The sequence below is a fragment of the Gordonia sp. p3-SID1431 genome (genome assembly GCF_025143765.1).
Lineage (GTDB): Bacteria > Actinomycetota > Actinomycetes > Mycobacteriales > Mycobacteriaceae > Gordonia > Gordonia hongkongensis.
Genome location: NZ_JAMBDT010000009.1, coordinates 11,431 through 27,179, shown reverse-complemented (window position 1 = coordinate 27,179; position 15,749 = coordinate 11,431). Strand labels below are relative to the sequence as shown.

Genomic DNA, 15,749 nt, shown 5'->3' with positions numbered 1-15,749 from the left:
TTCGCTCGTCAGCCCCCCGGCGTGGTCCCGCCGAGCAACTCGCGGATGTCATCGGCGCCGATGGCGGCGCCGAAAAGGTCACCATCGTCGACGACGGCGTCGAACAGGTCGCGCTTACGTTGTTGCAGCGCAACCACTTTCTCTTCGATCGTGTTCGCCGACACCAGGCGATAGACCGTGACCGGACGAGTCTGACCGATGCGATGGGCGCGGTCCACGGCCTGGGCCTCGGCCGCCGGGTTCCACCACGGATCACACACGAAGCAGTAGTCCGCCTCGGTCAGGTTCAGCCCGAAACCGCCCGCCTTGAGACTGATCAAAAACACCTTCGACGCCCCGCTCGTGAACTGCTTGATCGCCGCAGTGCGCCGACGCGCGGTCATCGATCCGTCGAGGTAGCTGTATTCGACTCCGGCATCGTCGAGGGCGCGTTCGACCAATCGGAGGAAACCGGTGAACTGGCTGAAGATCAGGGCGGAATGACCTTCGGCGATGAGCTCGGGAATCTGCTCGACGAGGAACTCGATCTTGGCCGAGTCCATGTCGGTGTGCTTCTCGTCGACGAGCCCGGCGTGCAGGCTCAGTTGCCGGAGCATGGTGAGCGATCGGAAGATCTGGAACCGGTTGGCTTCGAAGTCGTCGAGCAGGCCGAGCACGCTCTGCCGTTCCCGAGTGAGGCGCGTCTGATACAGCTTGTCGTGCTTCGCGTTCAGGCTGATCGACAGCACCTGTTCCTGCTTGGCGGGCAGGTCCGTGGCGACCTGGTGCTTCGTGCGCCGCAGCATGATCGGACGAATCCGTCGTCGTAGCAACGCCAACCGCCCGGGCTCCGTGCCACTTTCGATCGGCTTCCGGAAGTACGACGTGAAGGTCTTCGCCGACGGGAACAGACCCGGCACGGTCAACGCCATCAGCGACCACAGTTCCATCAGGTTGTTCTCCAGTGGCGTGCCGGTGATCGCGATCTTGACCTCGGCATCAAGACGGCGAGCGCACTGATGAGCTTTGCTCGCGTGATTCTTGACGAACTGTGCCTCGTCGAAGAACACGGCCGACCAACTGGCCGATGTGAACTCGTCGATCCCGATGCGCATCAGCGCGTACGAGGTGACGACCAGTTGCGCTCCCGCAATACGATCGGCGAACGCGATCTTCGCCCGTCCGCTCGTCTCGGTCACCGTTGCAATCCTCAGACCTGGTACGAACCGTTCCGCTTCGACCGCCCAGTTCGAGATCACGCTGGTCGGTGCGACAACGAGAAAGCGAGCCTGCGGTTCCTCCTCGATGACCTTCGCGATCAATGCCAGGGACTGGAGGGTCTTGCCCAGCCCCATGTCGTCGGCCAGCACTCCGCCGATTCTGTTCTCCCACAGGAAGTTCAGCCAGTCGAGGCCGGCCCTCTGATAGTCACGCAAGTCCGCATGCAGCCCGGTCGGCACCGGACAAGGCACCGGCGGTGTCGCGGCGGCCAGACGACGCAACTGCTCGCGCCACTTCGTAAGATCGTCGTCGACCGTCCCCAGTTCGAGCAGCTCGTCCCACAACGTGGCGTTGTGCGTATCCCGGCGGACCCGCCCACGGTCGAGTTCACCCAGTGCGCGGGCCTCGGCCACCAGTTCGGCCAGGCGTTGCAGCTCCGGGGTGTCTAGCACGAAATAGGCCCCGTCGGGCAACAGCATGTGTGTCGCTCCGTTCGACAACGCCGTCAGCACCTGGTGCAGCGGCACTGCGACGCCGTCGACCTCGACGGTGATCGACAGGCCGAGCCAGTCGTTGTCATCGGACCGTTCGGCACCGAAACCGATCTCGGGGACGACCTCGGCGGCACGGTAGTCGGGGAGCTCGCCGACGATCTCCACCTCGATCCCGTCAGCCCGCAGCTCCGGGGCGACCTCGGTGACGAACCGCGCAGTGTCGACGGGCGAGTAACGGTAACGGCGGGTCAGGAGCGCAATCGATGCCGATGCGAGAGCCTCGTCGCGCGTCATCTCGGCGAGTTCCGGATCGTCTGCGAACTTGCTTCCCGGAAACCCGGCCACCTGGATCTGCCATCGATCACACACCCGAGCCGCAGCTTCGAGGTGACCACGGAGTTGCTTCCACAGGCGACGTTCGGCCACGTCGTCACCGAACCCCGAGCTCTGCCCGGACGGGAAGAATCGTCTGCTCCCGTTCACGCGGTAGACGACACCCCACTCGAGGTGCGCGCCGCCATCGTCGGCGACCCGAAGCGTGACTGCCGCGTCGGGACCGGTGATCTCGGGTCGGGTCACGGCGCCTTCGGCCACGGTCACAGACATCCGACCGGCGAGGTCGGGGAGGACCTCGTCGGCGAACTCCGCGATGTCGGTGTCGGGAATCCTGATCGTTCCGGCGTCGAGAAGTGCCCGGAGGGCTTTCGACGACCCGTCGTCGACGAGCGGCGCCAGGAACATCGTGCCGCCTCGTACCAGGCTCGCTCCGTGAGGTACCGAGCCGAACAGCATCAAAGCGTCGTCCGCGGACGGCCCGACGGTCGGGAAGTCGACACCGCCCGACACCACGAGACCCTCGTCGCCGCGATCAACGGTCAACGCGGGCGTCGCGGGTGGAAGCAGCTCGACTTTCTTGGCGCCCGTCGACTTGTGCGCCACCAGTACGACACCATCGTCTACCGCCGCCCGTAGAGCGGTCCAGATCTCGGCGGACGCCTGGTCCAATCGGTGAACCTGGGAGGTCCCGTACAGGTGTTTGTCCCCGGCGCAGAGGTGGACGGCACGGACTCGTGCCAGGTGAACGGGGTCGAAGTGCTCAGCCGGATGGTCGGTGGTGGACCTGTAGTACTCGGTCACATATCCCGGCTCGATGGAACTCCACGTGATCCCCGTGCGTACCCAGTTGCCCTTCTTGCCGGGGGTCACCAGGCGCAATGTCACCGTCTTCAGGCTCATCCACTCGGGATCGTCGAGCTCGACGAGCAGACCGATGGGAGCCGATCCCGGCTCTTTCGAGGTGGCACCGGCGACAAGGTCACCCAGCAAAGTCCGCCACGGCTCCGACGCGTGCCCAACGTGTTGAGGCAACGCACCGATGAGCCCAGCACGCATCACCCCCAGCGCCAGAGCAACGGCGTGCTTGCAGTTGGCACCGACCGGACAGTCGCATTCAGCGACATCGACCACGTATCCGCGGGCGCCGTCACCGAACCCGATCTCGAGTGAGTAGAGTTCGCCACTCGAACCGACGCAGGTCCCGGTCGCCGACATGAATAGCGGGTCCCAGTCGTCGAGAGCTACGCGCCCCTGCCGTGCGTAAGCGGCACCTCGGCTGATCGTGGCGTCGTCGAAACCCACGAACAGGCCCGACTCCGCGGGCGATAACTGATCGAACGCTGCCACACGACGAGGCTAGGCGATTCTGCCGGCGGCGGGACCCGACGTCTGCACCGCATCGGATGTCATCCACGTTTCTCCACAGGGTCACCGAATCGGCGCCAAGCAAGCACTTGGTTTGTTAGCTTCTCGTCGATGGGATTCCTGAAGCAGACCACGCCGGAGATCGACTTCCCGACCTGGAGTCAGGGCACGCGCGCGGAGAAGATCAAGCCGATGGCGCGGCACTGGGCCGAGGTCGGGTTCGGGACGCCGGTGGCGCTGCACCTGTTCTATGTGGGCAAGATCCTCCTCTACGTGCTTGTCGGCTGGGTCGTCGTGATCAGCACACCCGGGATCGACGGCTTCTTCGACGTCACCGACTGGTACAGCGAGCCGATCGTCTTCCAGAAGGTCGTGCTCTACACGATGCTGTTCGAGGTCGTCGGTCTGGGATGCGGGTTCGGTCCGCTGAACAACCGGTTCTTCCCGCCACTGGGTTCGATCCTCTACTGGCTACGCCCGAAGACGATCCGGCAGCCACCATGGCCACGGATCCCGTTGACTGCCGGCGATTCCCGTAACCCGGTCGACGTCATCCTCTATGGCGCCCTGCTCGCCTTGCTGGTCATCGCGCTGTTCAGTCCGGGTAGCGGCGCGATCCCGGAGCTGGACACGACCGTCGGCGTCCTCCCCAGCTGGCAGATCTGGGCCGTCCTGGGTGTGCTCGCGGCGATCGGTCTGCGTGACAAGACCGTCTTCCTCGCGGCGCGCGGTGAGGTCTACGGCGCGTTCACCGTGGCGTTCCTCTTCAGCGGGGTCGACATGATCATCGCCGCGAAGCTGGTCTTCCTCTGCATCTGGCTCGGGGCAGCGACGTCGAAGCTGAACAAACACTTTCCCTTCGTCATCGCGACGATGATGTCCAACAACCCGATCTGGCGTTCCCCGAAGATCAAACGGAAGTTCTTCGAGAGCTTTCCCGACGACCTGCGGCCGGGCCGTCGATCACGATGGATCGCGCACTTCTCCACTGCGGTCGAAGGACTCGTGCCGCTCGTCCTGTTCTTCTCCCACGGCGGGTGGGTGACCGCGGTGGCGGCGACGATCATGCTGATCTTCCATTTCGGCATCCTGTCGTCGATCCCGATGGGCGTCCCGCTGGAGTGGAACGTCTTCATGATGTTCGGCATCCTGGCGATCTTCGTGGGTCACCCCGACATCGGACTCGCCGACCTCCAATCACCCTGGCCGCTACTGCTGTTCGCAGTTTCTGCCGGCACGGTGATCATCGGGAACCTGATGCCGCGCAAGGTCTCGTTCCTGCCCGGCATGCGCTACTACGCCGGCAATTGGGACACCGGCCTGTGGTGCATCAAGCCGTCCGCGTCGGCGAAGATCGAACAGGGCATCGTCGCCATCGCGTCGATGCCGGCCGCGCAGCTCGAACGGTTCTACGGCAGCCCCGAAGCGGCCCAGATACCGCTCTACATGGGATATGCGTTCCGCTCGTTCAACAGTCACGGTCGGGCCCTGTTCACGTTGGCGCACCGAGCGATGGCCGGCGCCGGGAGCGGAGCGAGCGGGCCGGATGAGAACGGCGTTGCGGAGTCGGAGTATGTACTGACCGACGGCGAACGAATCTGCAGCACGGCGATGGGATGGAACTTCGGCGACGGGCATCTCTCCAACGAGCAGCTCATCGAATCCCTACAGCGGCGTTGTCATTTCGAGCCCGGGGAGGTCCGGATCGTGCTGCTCGACGCGCAGCCGATCCTCCGTCAGACGCAGGAATACCGACTCGTCGACCCGGCCATCGGCGAGTTCGAACGCGGATACGTACGCGTTGCCGACCTGGTCACGCGACAGCCGTGGGACGACCAGGTTCCCGTCACGGTGACCTGGCGCGCCGACGACGGCCGGGCAGATCCCACCGGGTGAGTCGGGGCGATTGGGTCCGCCAGGCGGATCACAATGCCCCCACAGCTTCAGCAGCCCGGCGCCGGTCACGCACCTTGGTCGACGACTCCGCCCGATTCACGACCCAGGTGGCGCCACCGGCCATGGCAAGCCCGAGAGCCGTTGCCCAGCCGAAGGGTTCGCCGTACATAGCGGTGCCCCACACCGCGGTGACGGGCGGCATCAGGAACATCAGCGTGTTCACCGAGGTGACGCCGGACCGTCGTAGAAGTATCCAGTACAGCCCGTAACCGCCGAGCGTCGACAGGATCGACAGCCAGGCGATCGCCAGCCAGAAGGTGCGGTCGGCCGGCGGCACCGCCACCCCCGCGAGAAGGCCTGCCGCGGTGAAGATCACCGCGGAGACGCCGCAGTGGATCGCCAGGATGATCATGGGTGACGGCGGGTCGACGACGCGTCGTTCGCAGAAAGTGGCGGCAACCAGCGCGGCCATACCGAGCAGCGGGACGAGATACGCCCACCACGGCGCGTCCGCGGATGACGTCGCGTCCGACCAGGTGACCAGTACAACCCCGGCCGCCCCGACGAGCAGACCCCACCACTGTCGTCGGTGGGTGACCGCCCCGAGCAACGGACCTGCCAGTGCGGCGACGACGAGCGGTTGGACACCGTCGATGAGTGCGGTCGTCCCGGTGCTGACGCCGAGAGCGATCGCCCAGTACACCGTGACCGTGTAGCCGGCTTGCGAGAGCGCACCGATGACGACCTGGGAACCGACCGCTCGCCCGGACATCGGCGCGAGGCCACGCCGACGCCACCGGAAGTACACCGCGGCCCCGAGTACGACCGCGACCACCAGGAATCGCCACATGAGGACCGTGAGCACCGGCGCCTCACCCGCGCCCAGCTTCGCGCCGATGAAACCCGACGACCAACAGACGACGAACACCGCCGACATGACAACTGTCACCCATCGCGCAGGTATACCGATCTGTGAAGTTCGCATGCCGACGACCTTACCGATCGGTGTAGTCTTTGTCATGTGACTGCCGAGACCACACTCTCGACCGTGGAGTGGACACCCAAGGCCCGACTCATCCTCGACGCGGCCTCGGCACTGTTCTACGAACACGGCATCCACGCGGTCGGTGTCGACTCCATCGCGGCAGCCGCGGGCGTCACGAAACGCACGCTCTACGACCGCTTCGGCTCCAAGGAGCAACTGGTCGTCGAGTATCTGCGTGCCCGCAACGCCGCCTGGCAAGAGTTCCTCCGGTCCCGCCTGGACGCCGCCGATGCGTCGCCGAGCGCACAACTCGCGGCGATCTTCGACGCCACGCGGGACTGGTCGGAGGACCGCGGCCACAAGGGCTGCGCAATGATCAACGCGCACGCCGAGATCAGCGATCCCGGGCATCCCGCGTTCTCGATCATCGTCGGGCAGAAGCACGAGCTCCAGGACCTCTTCACCTCGATCGCGACGAAGGCCGGCGTGCCCGACTCGCACACATTGGCACAGCGACTGTTCATCCTCCATGAGGGCGCGCTGGTGACCGCCGGGATGGGGGTCGAGCCGGGAGCTCTCGACGCGGCTCGCGACTTCGCACTCGAGACCTTCGACGGCCAGCAGTCGAATTGACGAACTCTTAGCGCCCGGATGCGTTCCGCAGCAACATGATGCGGAGTAGATCTGATGCGGTGACCTTGTTCGACATACTGCCCTCTCTGAAAGGCGTCACCGTGACCAGATCGTTCGACACCGCGACGTGGGGAACACCGTTACGCACCGTCGGACCGGACGTCGTCGCCGGCGACCTGTCCCTCCGCACCGAATCGCTGCACCGCAAGATCGCGTTCTACCTCGATGCCGACGGCGAGCCCGTCTGCCAATCCCTGTGCCCGACCGGGGTGTGGTTCCCGACGCTGGTCACCCGGGTCACGTCTGCGATCGTCGCCCGGGAACGCGTCGTCGTCCATGTCGACGCCGCCCTCCCGCTTCACTCCGCACTGCTCGACGTCGCCTTCCCGGGGTCACATCTGGCGGGTGCGACCATGGTCGACATCACCGTCGTCGACCTGTCCCGGCATCGTCGCACCCTGCACGCCGAAGCCCCCGCGCATCTCACGGTCACCGGCACCATCGCCCTGGCCCTGTCGCCCGTGATCCCGCCGCGGACAACGGACCCGCGACACGCCCCCCGGGCGGTCACCGCCTGACACAATCGCAAACGGCACGACAACTACTGGGCAAAGAGAGGCCGAAACCGCCGCCAGGGCTCATAATCGCCTGATGCAACCGGAAACGGTCTCACGATTCCTGCCCGGACTGGGAGTGCTCCGCAGCTACGAGCGGTCATGGCTGAAGGGTGACATCGTCGCCGGGATCGTCCTGACGGCGTTGCTCATTCCCGCCGGCATGGGGTACGCCGAAGTCGCCGGGTTGCCACCGGTCACCGGTCTCTACGCAACGGTCATACCGCTGCTCGTCTACGCCGTCGTCGGACCGTCCCGCATCTTGGTCCTCGGCCCCGACTCGTCGCTCGCCCCGATCATCGCGGCGTCGATCATTCCGCTCGCAGCATTCGACGCCGAGCGCATCGCTTTGGCCGGCGTACTCGCCATCGAGGTCGGTCTGGTGCTGCTGATCGGCGGCCTCCTCCGGCTCGGCTTCGTCACCGACCTGCTGTCCAAACCCATCCGCATCGGCTACCTCAACGGGATCGCACTGGTCGTGGTGCTCAGCCAGTTGCCGAAACTGTTGGGCTTCAGCGTCGACGGTGACTCGGTCATCCAGGAGGCGATCAACATCGTCAAGGGTGTCGCGTCCGGGGAGGCCGAACTGCTGCCGACGGTCATCGGGGTGTCGTGCCTGGTCCTGATCTTCGCACTCAAGTTCTGGCGCAAAGCCATTCCGGGAGTCCTGGTCGCCGTGGTGGCCTCGATCATCGCAGTCGCGGTCTTCGGCTGGTCCGATGACCTGCCGGTCGTCGGAGCGATGCCCCGCGGATTCCCGTCGCCGTCCCTGGAAGGCGTGACCCTCGACGACGTCATCAGCCTGATCGGCCCGGCCGTCGGTATCGCGCTGATCGCGTTCGCGGACACCAGCGTGCTGTCGCGAACATTCGCCGCGCGTGCGGGTGACCAGGTCAACGGCAGCCAAGAGATGGCGGCCATCGGCACCGCGAACATCGCCACCGGCTTCCTGAGCGGCTTCGCGATCTCGGCGTCGTCCTCCCGCACCCCGGTGGCCGAACAGGCCGGCGCCAAATCCCAACTCGCCGCGGTCGTCGGGGCGCTTCTGATCGTCGTGTTCATCTTCGTCGCACCGGGAGTCACCGCCTACCTTCCGTCAGCAGCGCTGGCCGCCGTCGTGATCGCCGCGGCCATCTCGCTGATCGACATCTCCGGCGTGGTGGCGCTGTTCCGCGCAAACTGGGTCGAGGGTGCGCTGTCGATCGCCGCGTTCCTCGGTGTCGCGCTGATCGGTGTCCTGCAAGGCATCCTGGTTGCGATCGGCCTGTCGTTCATCGCCTTCGTGAATCTCGCGTGGCGACCGTACCGGACGGAGTTGGGGCGGGTTCCGGGACTGCGCGGCTACCACGATGTGACCCGCCATCCCGAGGCCGAACGCATCGACGGTGTGCTCATCATCCGATTCGACGCCCCGTTGTTCTTCGCCAACGGCGGCATGTTCGACGACTACGTCCGAGGCAAAGTCCGCGAGGCGAGAACAGCGGGGCGAGAGCTCCACACCGTGATCATCGCCGCCGAACCCATCGTCGACATCGACGCCACCGCCGTCGACGAACTCGTCGAACTGGACGACTATCTCCGTAGCCACGGCATCACCCTTGTCTTCGCGGAGATGAAGGACCCGGTGCGAGACATTCTCCGACGCTATGACCTGCGCGTCGACGGCAGACCCCGGTTCGACGACACGCATTTCGCGCCCACTACCGGCGCGAAGATCGACGAGATCACCGGGCAACCCCGCCGAGACGTCCAGAAGTCGAACGACGGGATCTGACACCGCGACATCGGACGCCCCTCAGTGCGCGAAGATCACCGGCCCGAGGAATTCACACACCGTCAGCGCCAGGGCGAGATCCAGGCGGTCGCGGTCCGCCGGGACCTCGGCGAGCGCCTTGCCGACGCGATACTTCACCGTGTTGCGGTGGAGGTTGAGCCGTTCAGCGGTGTGGAGGTGGCTTTCCTTGGTGGCGAAATACACCGACAGCGTCTCCCGCAGCATGTTCGCGTTCGGGGAGTCCTCGGCGAGTCCGCCGAGGACTTCGTGGACCCACGCCCGCGTCGACTCGAGGTCCTGCGCCAGCAGGGACACCACGGCCACACCTCGGTCGCCGAATCCGATCACCCGATTCGCCGCACCACCCGGCATGGTCGCCACCGAGTAGGCGGCGAGTGCCTGCTCGTGGGTTCTCCGGAAACCCTGTGCCCCGGATGCGGGAAGGCCCACCGCGACTCGGATTCCCGCCGGCACGGTCGAGCGCACCGCGGTCACCGACGAACCGTCGGTGACGTCCCGTCCGACCAGTGGAATCCAGGCCCAGACCGTCGACCGGTCGATCGCGGTGACGATCGGCGGGGAGCCTCCGCCCAACCGGGTACCGAGTTCGCGGGCCGCGTGGGTGAGCGCGACCAGTTCGCGGGGTTCGTCGTCGAATGACCACAGGATGAACGCGAGGTGCCTGCGGTCGAGCGCGTAACCGGTCTCGGACTCGAAGGCCCGCTCATCGGATTCGGCGCCGTCGAGGAACGAGTGGATGGCCGCCGATTGCACGTTGCCCTCGACGCCGAGCCACCGTCGGCGTTCGTCTTCGTACGCCTCGAACACGTACAGGGAGATCCAGTCGATGTATCCGGACAACACATCGGAGATGTGCCGGGTCAACGCCATCGACTGTCCGGCGTCGAGGTCGAGATCCTCGACCAGTCGGTAACATTCACGCATCACGCTGTTCTGCCCGAGATGGTAGGCACGCACGAGCGAGTTCGACGGCACGTCCCGTTGCGCCAGACGCAGCGCGTATTCCACTGCGGCGGTGGTCGGTTGCAGGTGTTCGATCGGAATGTCGTTCGCCAGGACGTGGATGATCGTCGAGACGTTGCCGTGCACGCTCGCCTCGAGCAACTCCACGAGCTTGGGATCGGTGTCGAGCTGATCGATCTCCCGGGCCATCATGGCACTCAACTCGGAGACGATCTCAGACACGTTCTCCTGCAAGTTCTTCGCGATCACGGCGGCCTGCTCGAGCAGCTCGGACCCGGCCGCCGCGGGGACTCCGGCCAGCCGGTCACGCGCGGCGTCCCCCGCTGTCCACAGCGCACGCGACGATCGCGAGGCGGTCATCGTCGCGACCGTGCGTATCGCAACGCCGACTCGGCGGCGTGGTATCCGCACAACCCGTGGATACCGGCACCGGGTGGACTGGCCTGAGAGCAGATGTACACGCCCGGTACGCCGATCGCGTACGGATCGAGCGCGGCACGGGGTCGCAGGACCATCTGCAGGCCGTCGTTCGCTCCGCCGATGATGTCCCCACCCGCGAAGTTGGCGTTCGACGAGTGGAGTTGTTCGGTACTCGTGCCGGTCGTTGCCACGATCCGGTCGCGGAATCCCGGTGCGAATCTCTCGATCTGCGCGACGATCTGCTCGGTGGCATCGCCGTCGAAACCTCGAGGGACATGCGCGTACGCGTAGATCGGATTGATGCTGCCCGCACTGCGACCGGGATCGGCGATGTACTGCTGACCGAGCAGGACGAACGGCCGTGGGACCATCACACCGGCCGCTCGCTGTCGCTCGGTGTGGGCGATCTCCGCGAAACTCCCGCCGAGGTGTACTGTCCCGGCCCGCAGGCAGTCCGGATTCGACCACGGGATGTCCCCGTCGATCGCGAAGTCGACCTTGTACGCCGACGACCCGATCCGATAACGCCGGTACGCGCGGCGAATTCGGGCCGGCATCTCGTCACCGAAGATCGAGAGCACCTGCGCCGGGGACAGGTCCAGGAGTGTGATGTCCGCCCGCGGCAGGTCGGCACGCGAGCTCACCCGGACACCGGTCTCGATCTTGCCGCCCGAGTCCCGCAGTGCGCCGACGATTGCCGCGGTGATCGCTCCCGAACCGCCCTCGGCCACCGGCCATCCGTAACGGTGCCCGCTCGCGGCGATCATGAGCCCGAGTGACGCGGTGAGCGGACGGTCCAACCGGGAGAACAGGTGTGCCGCGATCCCGCCGTACAGCGCACGGGCACGCTCGGTACGGAACCAACGCGCGAGCACGGTGGCCGGCAGGATGGCCCGCGGGCCGAACGATGCGAGGCGAATCGGATGACCGGGAACGTGCACGACCGGGCGGAGCAGATCGTCGCCGAGATCGTCGAAATGCTCGGCCAGATCACCGAACATCGCCTGCCAGCGCGATCCGTCGGCGCCCAGTCCCGCCGCCGTGGCACCGATCGACCGGAACAGCAATCCGGCGTCGCCGGAATCGAGGGGGTGCGCGCAGTCGGCGTCGGGCCATTTCCACACCAGCCCGTACCGCTCGAGACCGACCTCCGCCCAGAACGGCGATCCCACGCCCAGCGGATGGAACGCCGAACAGTGGTCGTGGATGACGCCCGGGACCGTCAGTTCGCCCGACCGGGCCCCACCACCGACGACCTCGGCCGCCTCCAGGACCTGCACGTCGACACCGTCTCGCGCCAGGTGCAGAGCGGCGGCGCGCCCGTTGGGCCCGCCGCCGACCACGACAGCTGTGGTCACTGCGGCGCCTGATCGGTCAGCCGGACCGGTGTCGCGCTGCGGTCATCGGAGCGCATCTTCGGTTCATGCACCACCTCAGGATCGGTGACGGCGCGGCGAGCGTCAACGTCGAGAGTCCAGTCGACCTGGAACGGGATGGGCCCGTTGGGCAGCCACGGTTGCTCGTTCACCGCGTCGACCACCCGGTAGGTTCCGGTCTCGATGACGCCCAGCGCCGCATCGATCACCTTGAACCGCTGCGTGCCCCGGTGGATCGGCTGGGACTCGATCCAGGCCACCGTGAACTCACCCGGCGCGAAGCCGCACCGCTTCTGCAGCGCCGCGATGAGCCGCTCGTCATGGAGATGCCCGTCTCCGAAGTTGAAGGCCACCAGCGAGTTACACGAGAACTCCGCCTCCCTCAGCGTGTAGGTGTCGATGTCCGACCCGAGATGACGGATCATCAGCGAGTACAGCGCGCGACCCTGGCTGTGCATCGAACGCCAGGCCAGCAGCTGGTGCATCACGACATCGGCCACCTCGGCCGGGTACGAGGCGAGGAGCTGGGTGCGGGTGTTCTTCGCCGGCCGCACGATGTGCTGGTCGAGCTTCTCCTCGGCACCGGGCGCGAAAGCCCACGTGGCCGACGCCCAGTTCCCCGCGTACTGGCGCATCGACGGCAGGAACGAGACCAGGTCCGGACGGAGGTTGCCGAGCACGGGGAAGAAGCAGAGCGCCGCGGCGATCAGCACCATCACCCACGGCATCGACGTGTCGGTCAGCGCGTAGCCGTCCCAGGCCGGGAAGCCGAGGAACAGGAACACCGAGGCGTACGCAAAGAGCAGGTTCCACTCGAGCGGAACGGCCAGTGGGAACGTCGACAGGATGAAGAAGTGGAAGCACACCATGAGGACGACCGCCGCCACGGTGAGCGACTTGCTCGACGAGAACAGCAAGACCAGAGGGGTGACGACCTCGACAATGGTGCCCAGGACGTGCCCGACGCCGCCGGCCAGCTTCGACGGCCGCATGTCCTCGGGGAAGTCGCGATAGTGCGCCCGCTTGATCTTCTTGCTCGGCAACCACGGGGTGTTCGACAGCATCGGCGGGATCACCATCGAGAAGTGATGTCCCAGCTTGGAGATCCCGGCACCCACCCACACCGACACGATGAGCAGTTTGAGCGCCAGGATCATGTCGACGAACGGGAGGACGCCGAAGAAGATCATCGCCGGGAGATACTGCTCGGAGCGAGCCGCGATGAAGATGACCTTGTCCCGCAGGCCGATCACGACGAACAGCGCGATGAGCGGGTACATCAGAACGGGGTTCACCAGTCCCTGGTTGTCGGCCACCACCGAGTCCAGCGAGCTCGACGCGATACCCGGGAGTGCAATCGCGACAGCAAGATTCGCGAGAATGAGTGCGTAGACCGCGATGTCGAACGCGGTGCGGGAGTCACCCTTGGTGAAGGGCACCTTGCCGGGCCACGGTGGGAGCCGGATCGTCTGTGGCCGCAGCCAATACAGGAAGCCGCCGGTCATCGGTTTGAAATGTCCGGCCAGCGGCCCCCACGACCCTCCGATGCCCAGGACCTCCACCAGCACGGTCCACAAGACCAGCTTCTGATAGACGATCGGCTGGTTCCACCACTCGGTCACGTGCAGTGGGTTGAGTCCGGACGTCAGCGTCGCGAGGACGATCCCGACACCGCCGTAGAAGACGAAGACTTTCATCAGATAGATCAGATGGACCATCTTCGGCGTGCCGAAGCCGTGATCGGCCCAGTGTGCTCCCAGCACGCGGATCCGATCGAAGAACGGCCGCTGGAGAAATGTCTCCGGATCCACCTGGGGAAAGTCTGGTTGTGTGAGTCCCATTGGTGCGCACTCCTTGTCGTGTGGTTGGGTCGGTTGTGGTGTGTGGGACCGGCGTCGCCGGTCTCGGCGCGCGGGCCCCCGGCTCGGCGTCCGCCGCGGGACGTCGAGATAGTGTCGATCAGGGGGATCAGATGGGCTGCGGACTGCGGAGACCGGACCGCAGCGCCGGTTTGTCGATCTTCCCGACCGGATTGCGTGGCAGTCGGTCCACGACGTGGATCGTGCTCGGCTGCTTGATTTTTGCCAATCGCCCGACGAGGTGGTCGGCCAGCTTCTCCGCGTCGACACCACGGTGTGGGTAGGCGACGACGAAGGCGACGGGCAACTCACCGTAGAGTTCGTCGGGTGCGCCCACGACCGCGCACTCGAGCACGTCGGGATGCGTCGCGAGCGCGTTCTCAATCTCCTTGGGATAGATGTTCTCCCCGCCGCGGATGATCAGGTCCTTGATGCGGTCCACCAGGGTGAGGTAGCCGTCCTCGTCGAGGCGGCCCACATCGCCGGTGTGCAGCCGGCCGCCGACGATGGTCGACGCGGTCGCCTCCGGTCGATTCAGGTAGCCGCGCATGACATTCGGACCACTGATGACGACTTCACCGATCTCACCCGTGGGTACCTCCGTGCCCTGTTCGTCGACGATGGCGATCCGCTGCCCCGGAAGCGCCGGGCCCACCGTCCCGAGTTTGCGTACTCCGACGACCGGATTGCAGGCCGACGCACAGGTGCCCTCGGTCAGGCCGTAACCCTCGACGACAGGTATCCCGAAGGCGCCCTCGACCCGGTCGAGCAGTTCTCTCGAGATCGGGGCGGCCCCGCAGACCGCGAACCGGAGAGACCCGGTGGCCTCGGCTGTCAGACCTTCCTGCGACACGAGGAGCGCGTAGATGGTCGGTACGGCGGAGAAGTATGTCGGGGTGAGCCGTGCGACGTCGTCGAAGAACCGTGACGGCGAGAACTTCCCGGTGATGCTGAGCTGTCCGCCCGCGAGCATCGGCGCCAGGAAGCTCACGCAGATGGCGTTCACGTGGAACAGCGGCAGCACCAGGAGGGCATGGTCGGCAGCGGTGAGACCGAAATGCGTGACCATGGTCGACGCCATGTAGTGCAGATTGTCGTGCGACAACCGGACACCCTTGGGCCTGCCCGTGGAACCGGAGGTGTAGATGAGCAAGGCGTCGTCGCCGGCGGCCGGTGACAGTGAGCCCCGCCAGTCCGCGCTCGGCGCCGTCGCCAGTTCCTCCACGTCGAACCGGGCACGGTCGGACCCCAGTTCTGCTGCGCGGGTCCCGATGACGACCCGTGCTCCCGAATCCGCCAGCTGGTACTCGGCTTCCTCCGGGGTGAATGCCGGGTTGACCGGAGTGGCGACCGCGCCGATCCGCCATGCCGCCATCAACGTGACCAGAAGTTCGATCCGGTTGGGCAGAAAGGTCGCCACGACGTCCCCGGGTCGAACGCCAGCACGGCCCAGTTGTTCGGCGACACCCTCGACGCGACGCGCGAAACCGGCGTAGTCCAGGGCGACCACGTCGTCGCGAACACACGGAGCGTCGGCGCGATGGGTCAGGTCCCATGCGAAGTACGTGCTGGTCACCGGGCTACCTCCGAAATCGTCGTGGTCGATGTGATCCAGAACACTATGAAATCGAGGGGCGAACGGAAACGGTCGCGGAGGCCAGACTTCGTCCGGACCTTTGTGCTCGGGGGACAATCCGACACCGGACGTCGTCGGTCCGGTCGAGCTCTGCGTGCGCGGGGTCCCGGTAGCGTGTGAGGTGCTCCGCGCAGGCCCTCGCGAGCGTTCGGCGAACCCGAGGCGGGCCACCGTTGC

10 protein-coding genes are annotated in these 15,749 nt (G+C 66.0%); 4 read left to right on the top strand and 6 right to left on the bottom strand.

Annotation, left to right across the window (positions count from 1 at the left end):
• Nucleotides 1-8: 8 nt before the first annotated feature.
• Nucleotides 9-3,377, bottom strand: a complete 3,369-nt coding sequence (locus tag M4D77_RS04245; RefSeq protein WP_259935609.1) for a DEAD/DEAH box helicase — start codon at nucleotides 3,375-3,377, stop codon at nucleotides 9-11.
• A 129-nt stretch (nucleotides 3,378-3,506) separates the two neighbouring features.
• Between M4D77_RS04245 and M4D77_RS04240 the strand changes: the two genes are divergently transcribed.
• Nucleotides 3,507-5,291, top strand: a complete 1,785-nt coding sequence (locus M4D77_RS04240) for a DUF3556 domain-containing protein (RefSeq protein WP_259935608.1) — start codon at nucleotides 3,507-3,509, stop codon at nucleotides 5,289-5,291.
• Nucleotides 5,292-5,319: 28 nt separating this feature from the next.
• On the opposite strand, the gene M4D77_RS04235 is transcribed toward M4D77_RS04240, so the two are convergent.
• Complete coding sequence (locus tag M4D77_RS04235) at nucleotides 5,320-6,276, bottom strand: DMT family transporter (protein WP_171011641.1); 957 nt, start codon at nucleotides 6,274-6,276, stop codon at nucleotides 5,320-5,322.
• A 36-nt stretch (nucleotides 6,277-6,312) separates the two neighbouring features.
• On the opposite strand from M4D77_RS04235, the gene M4D77_RS04230 reads away from it, so the two are divergent.
• The 3 genes from M4D77_RS04230 to M4D77_RS04220 all read left to right on the top strand — a co-directional run bounded on the left by M4D77_RS04230 (nucleotide 6,313) and on the right by M4D77_RS04220 (nucleotide 9,297).
• A complete protein-coding gene (locus M4D77_RS04230; RefSeq protein ID WP_226512227.1) occupies nucleotides 6,313-6,909 on the top strand; it encodes a TetR/AcrR family transcriptional regulator in 597 nt (198 codons plus the stop codon).
• A 101-nt stretch (nucleotides 6,910-7,010) separates the two neighbouring features.
• The gene (locus M4D77_RS04225) at nucleotides 7,011-7,487 is read left to right on the top strand and encodes a hypothetical protein (protein ID WP_249356385.1); all 477 of its coding nucleotides are present in this window, start codon (nucleotides 7,011-7,013) and stop codon (nucleotides 7,485-7,487) included.
• A 73-nt stretch (nucleotides 7,488-7,560) separates the two neighbouring features.
• Nucleotides 7,561-9,297 carry a SulP family inorganic anion transporter gene (locus M4D77_RS04220; RefSeq protein WP_259935607.1) on the top strand — a complete coding sequence of 579 codons (1,737 nt, stop codon included), beginning with the start codon at nucleotides 7,561-7,563 and terminating at the stop codon, nucleotides 9,295-9,297.
• A 21-nt stretch (nucleotides 9,298-9,318) separates the two neighbouring features.
• Here the strand turns inward: M4D77_RS04220 and M4D77_RS04215 are convergent, their stop codons facing one another.
• From M4D77_RS04215 to M4D77_RS04200, 4 genes are all read right to left on the bottom strand, one after another.
• Nucleotides 9,319-10,641 (bottom strand): CdaR family transcriptional regulator, encoded by a 1,323-nt coding sequence (locus M4D77_RS04215; RefSeq protein ID WP_259935606.1) that lies wholly within the window; start codon nucleotides 10,639-10,641, stop codon nucleotides 9,319-9,321.
• Nucleotides 10,638-12,059 (bottom strand): NAD(P)/FAD-dependent oxidoreductase, encoded by a 1,422-nt coding sequence (locus tag M4D77_RS04210; RefSeq protein ID WP_259935605.1) that lies wholly within the window; start codon nucleotides 12,057-12,059, stop codon nucleotides 10,638-10,640. Before M4D77_RS04210 ends, M4D77_RS04215 begins: the two co-directional genes overlap by 4 nt.
• Nucleotides 12,056-13,918 carry a DUF3556 domain-containing protein gene (locus M4D77_RS04205; RefSeq protein WP_259935604.1) on the bottom strand — a complete coding sequence of 621 codons (1,863 nt, stop codon included), beginning with the start codon at nucleotides 13,916-13,918 and terminating at the stop codon, nucleotides 12,056-12,058. The genes M4D77_RS04210 and M4D77_RS04205 overlap by 4 nt, the downstream gene beginning before the upstream one ends.
• A gap of 127 nt (nucleotides 13,919-14,045) precedes the next feature.
• On the bottom strand, nucleotides 14,046-15,512 hold the full coding sequence (locus M4D77_RS04200; RefSeq protein WP_137810122.1) for a class I adenylate-forming enzyme family protein: 1,467 nt from the start codon (nucleotides 15,510-15,512) through the stop codon (nucleotides 14,046-14,048).
• Nucleotides 15,513-15,749: the final 237 nt, after the last annotated feature.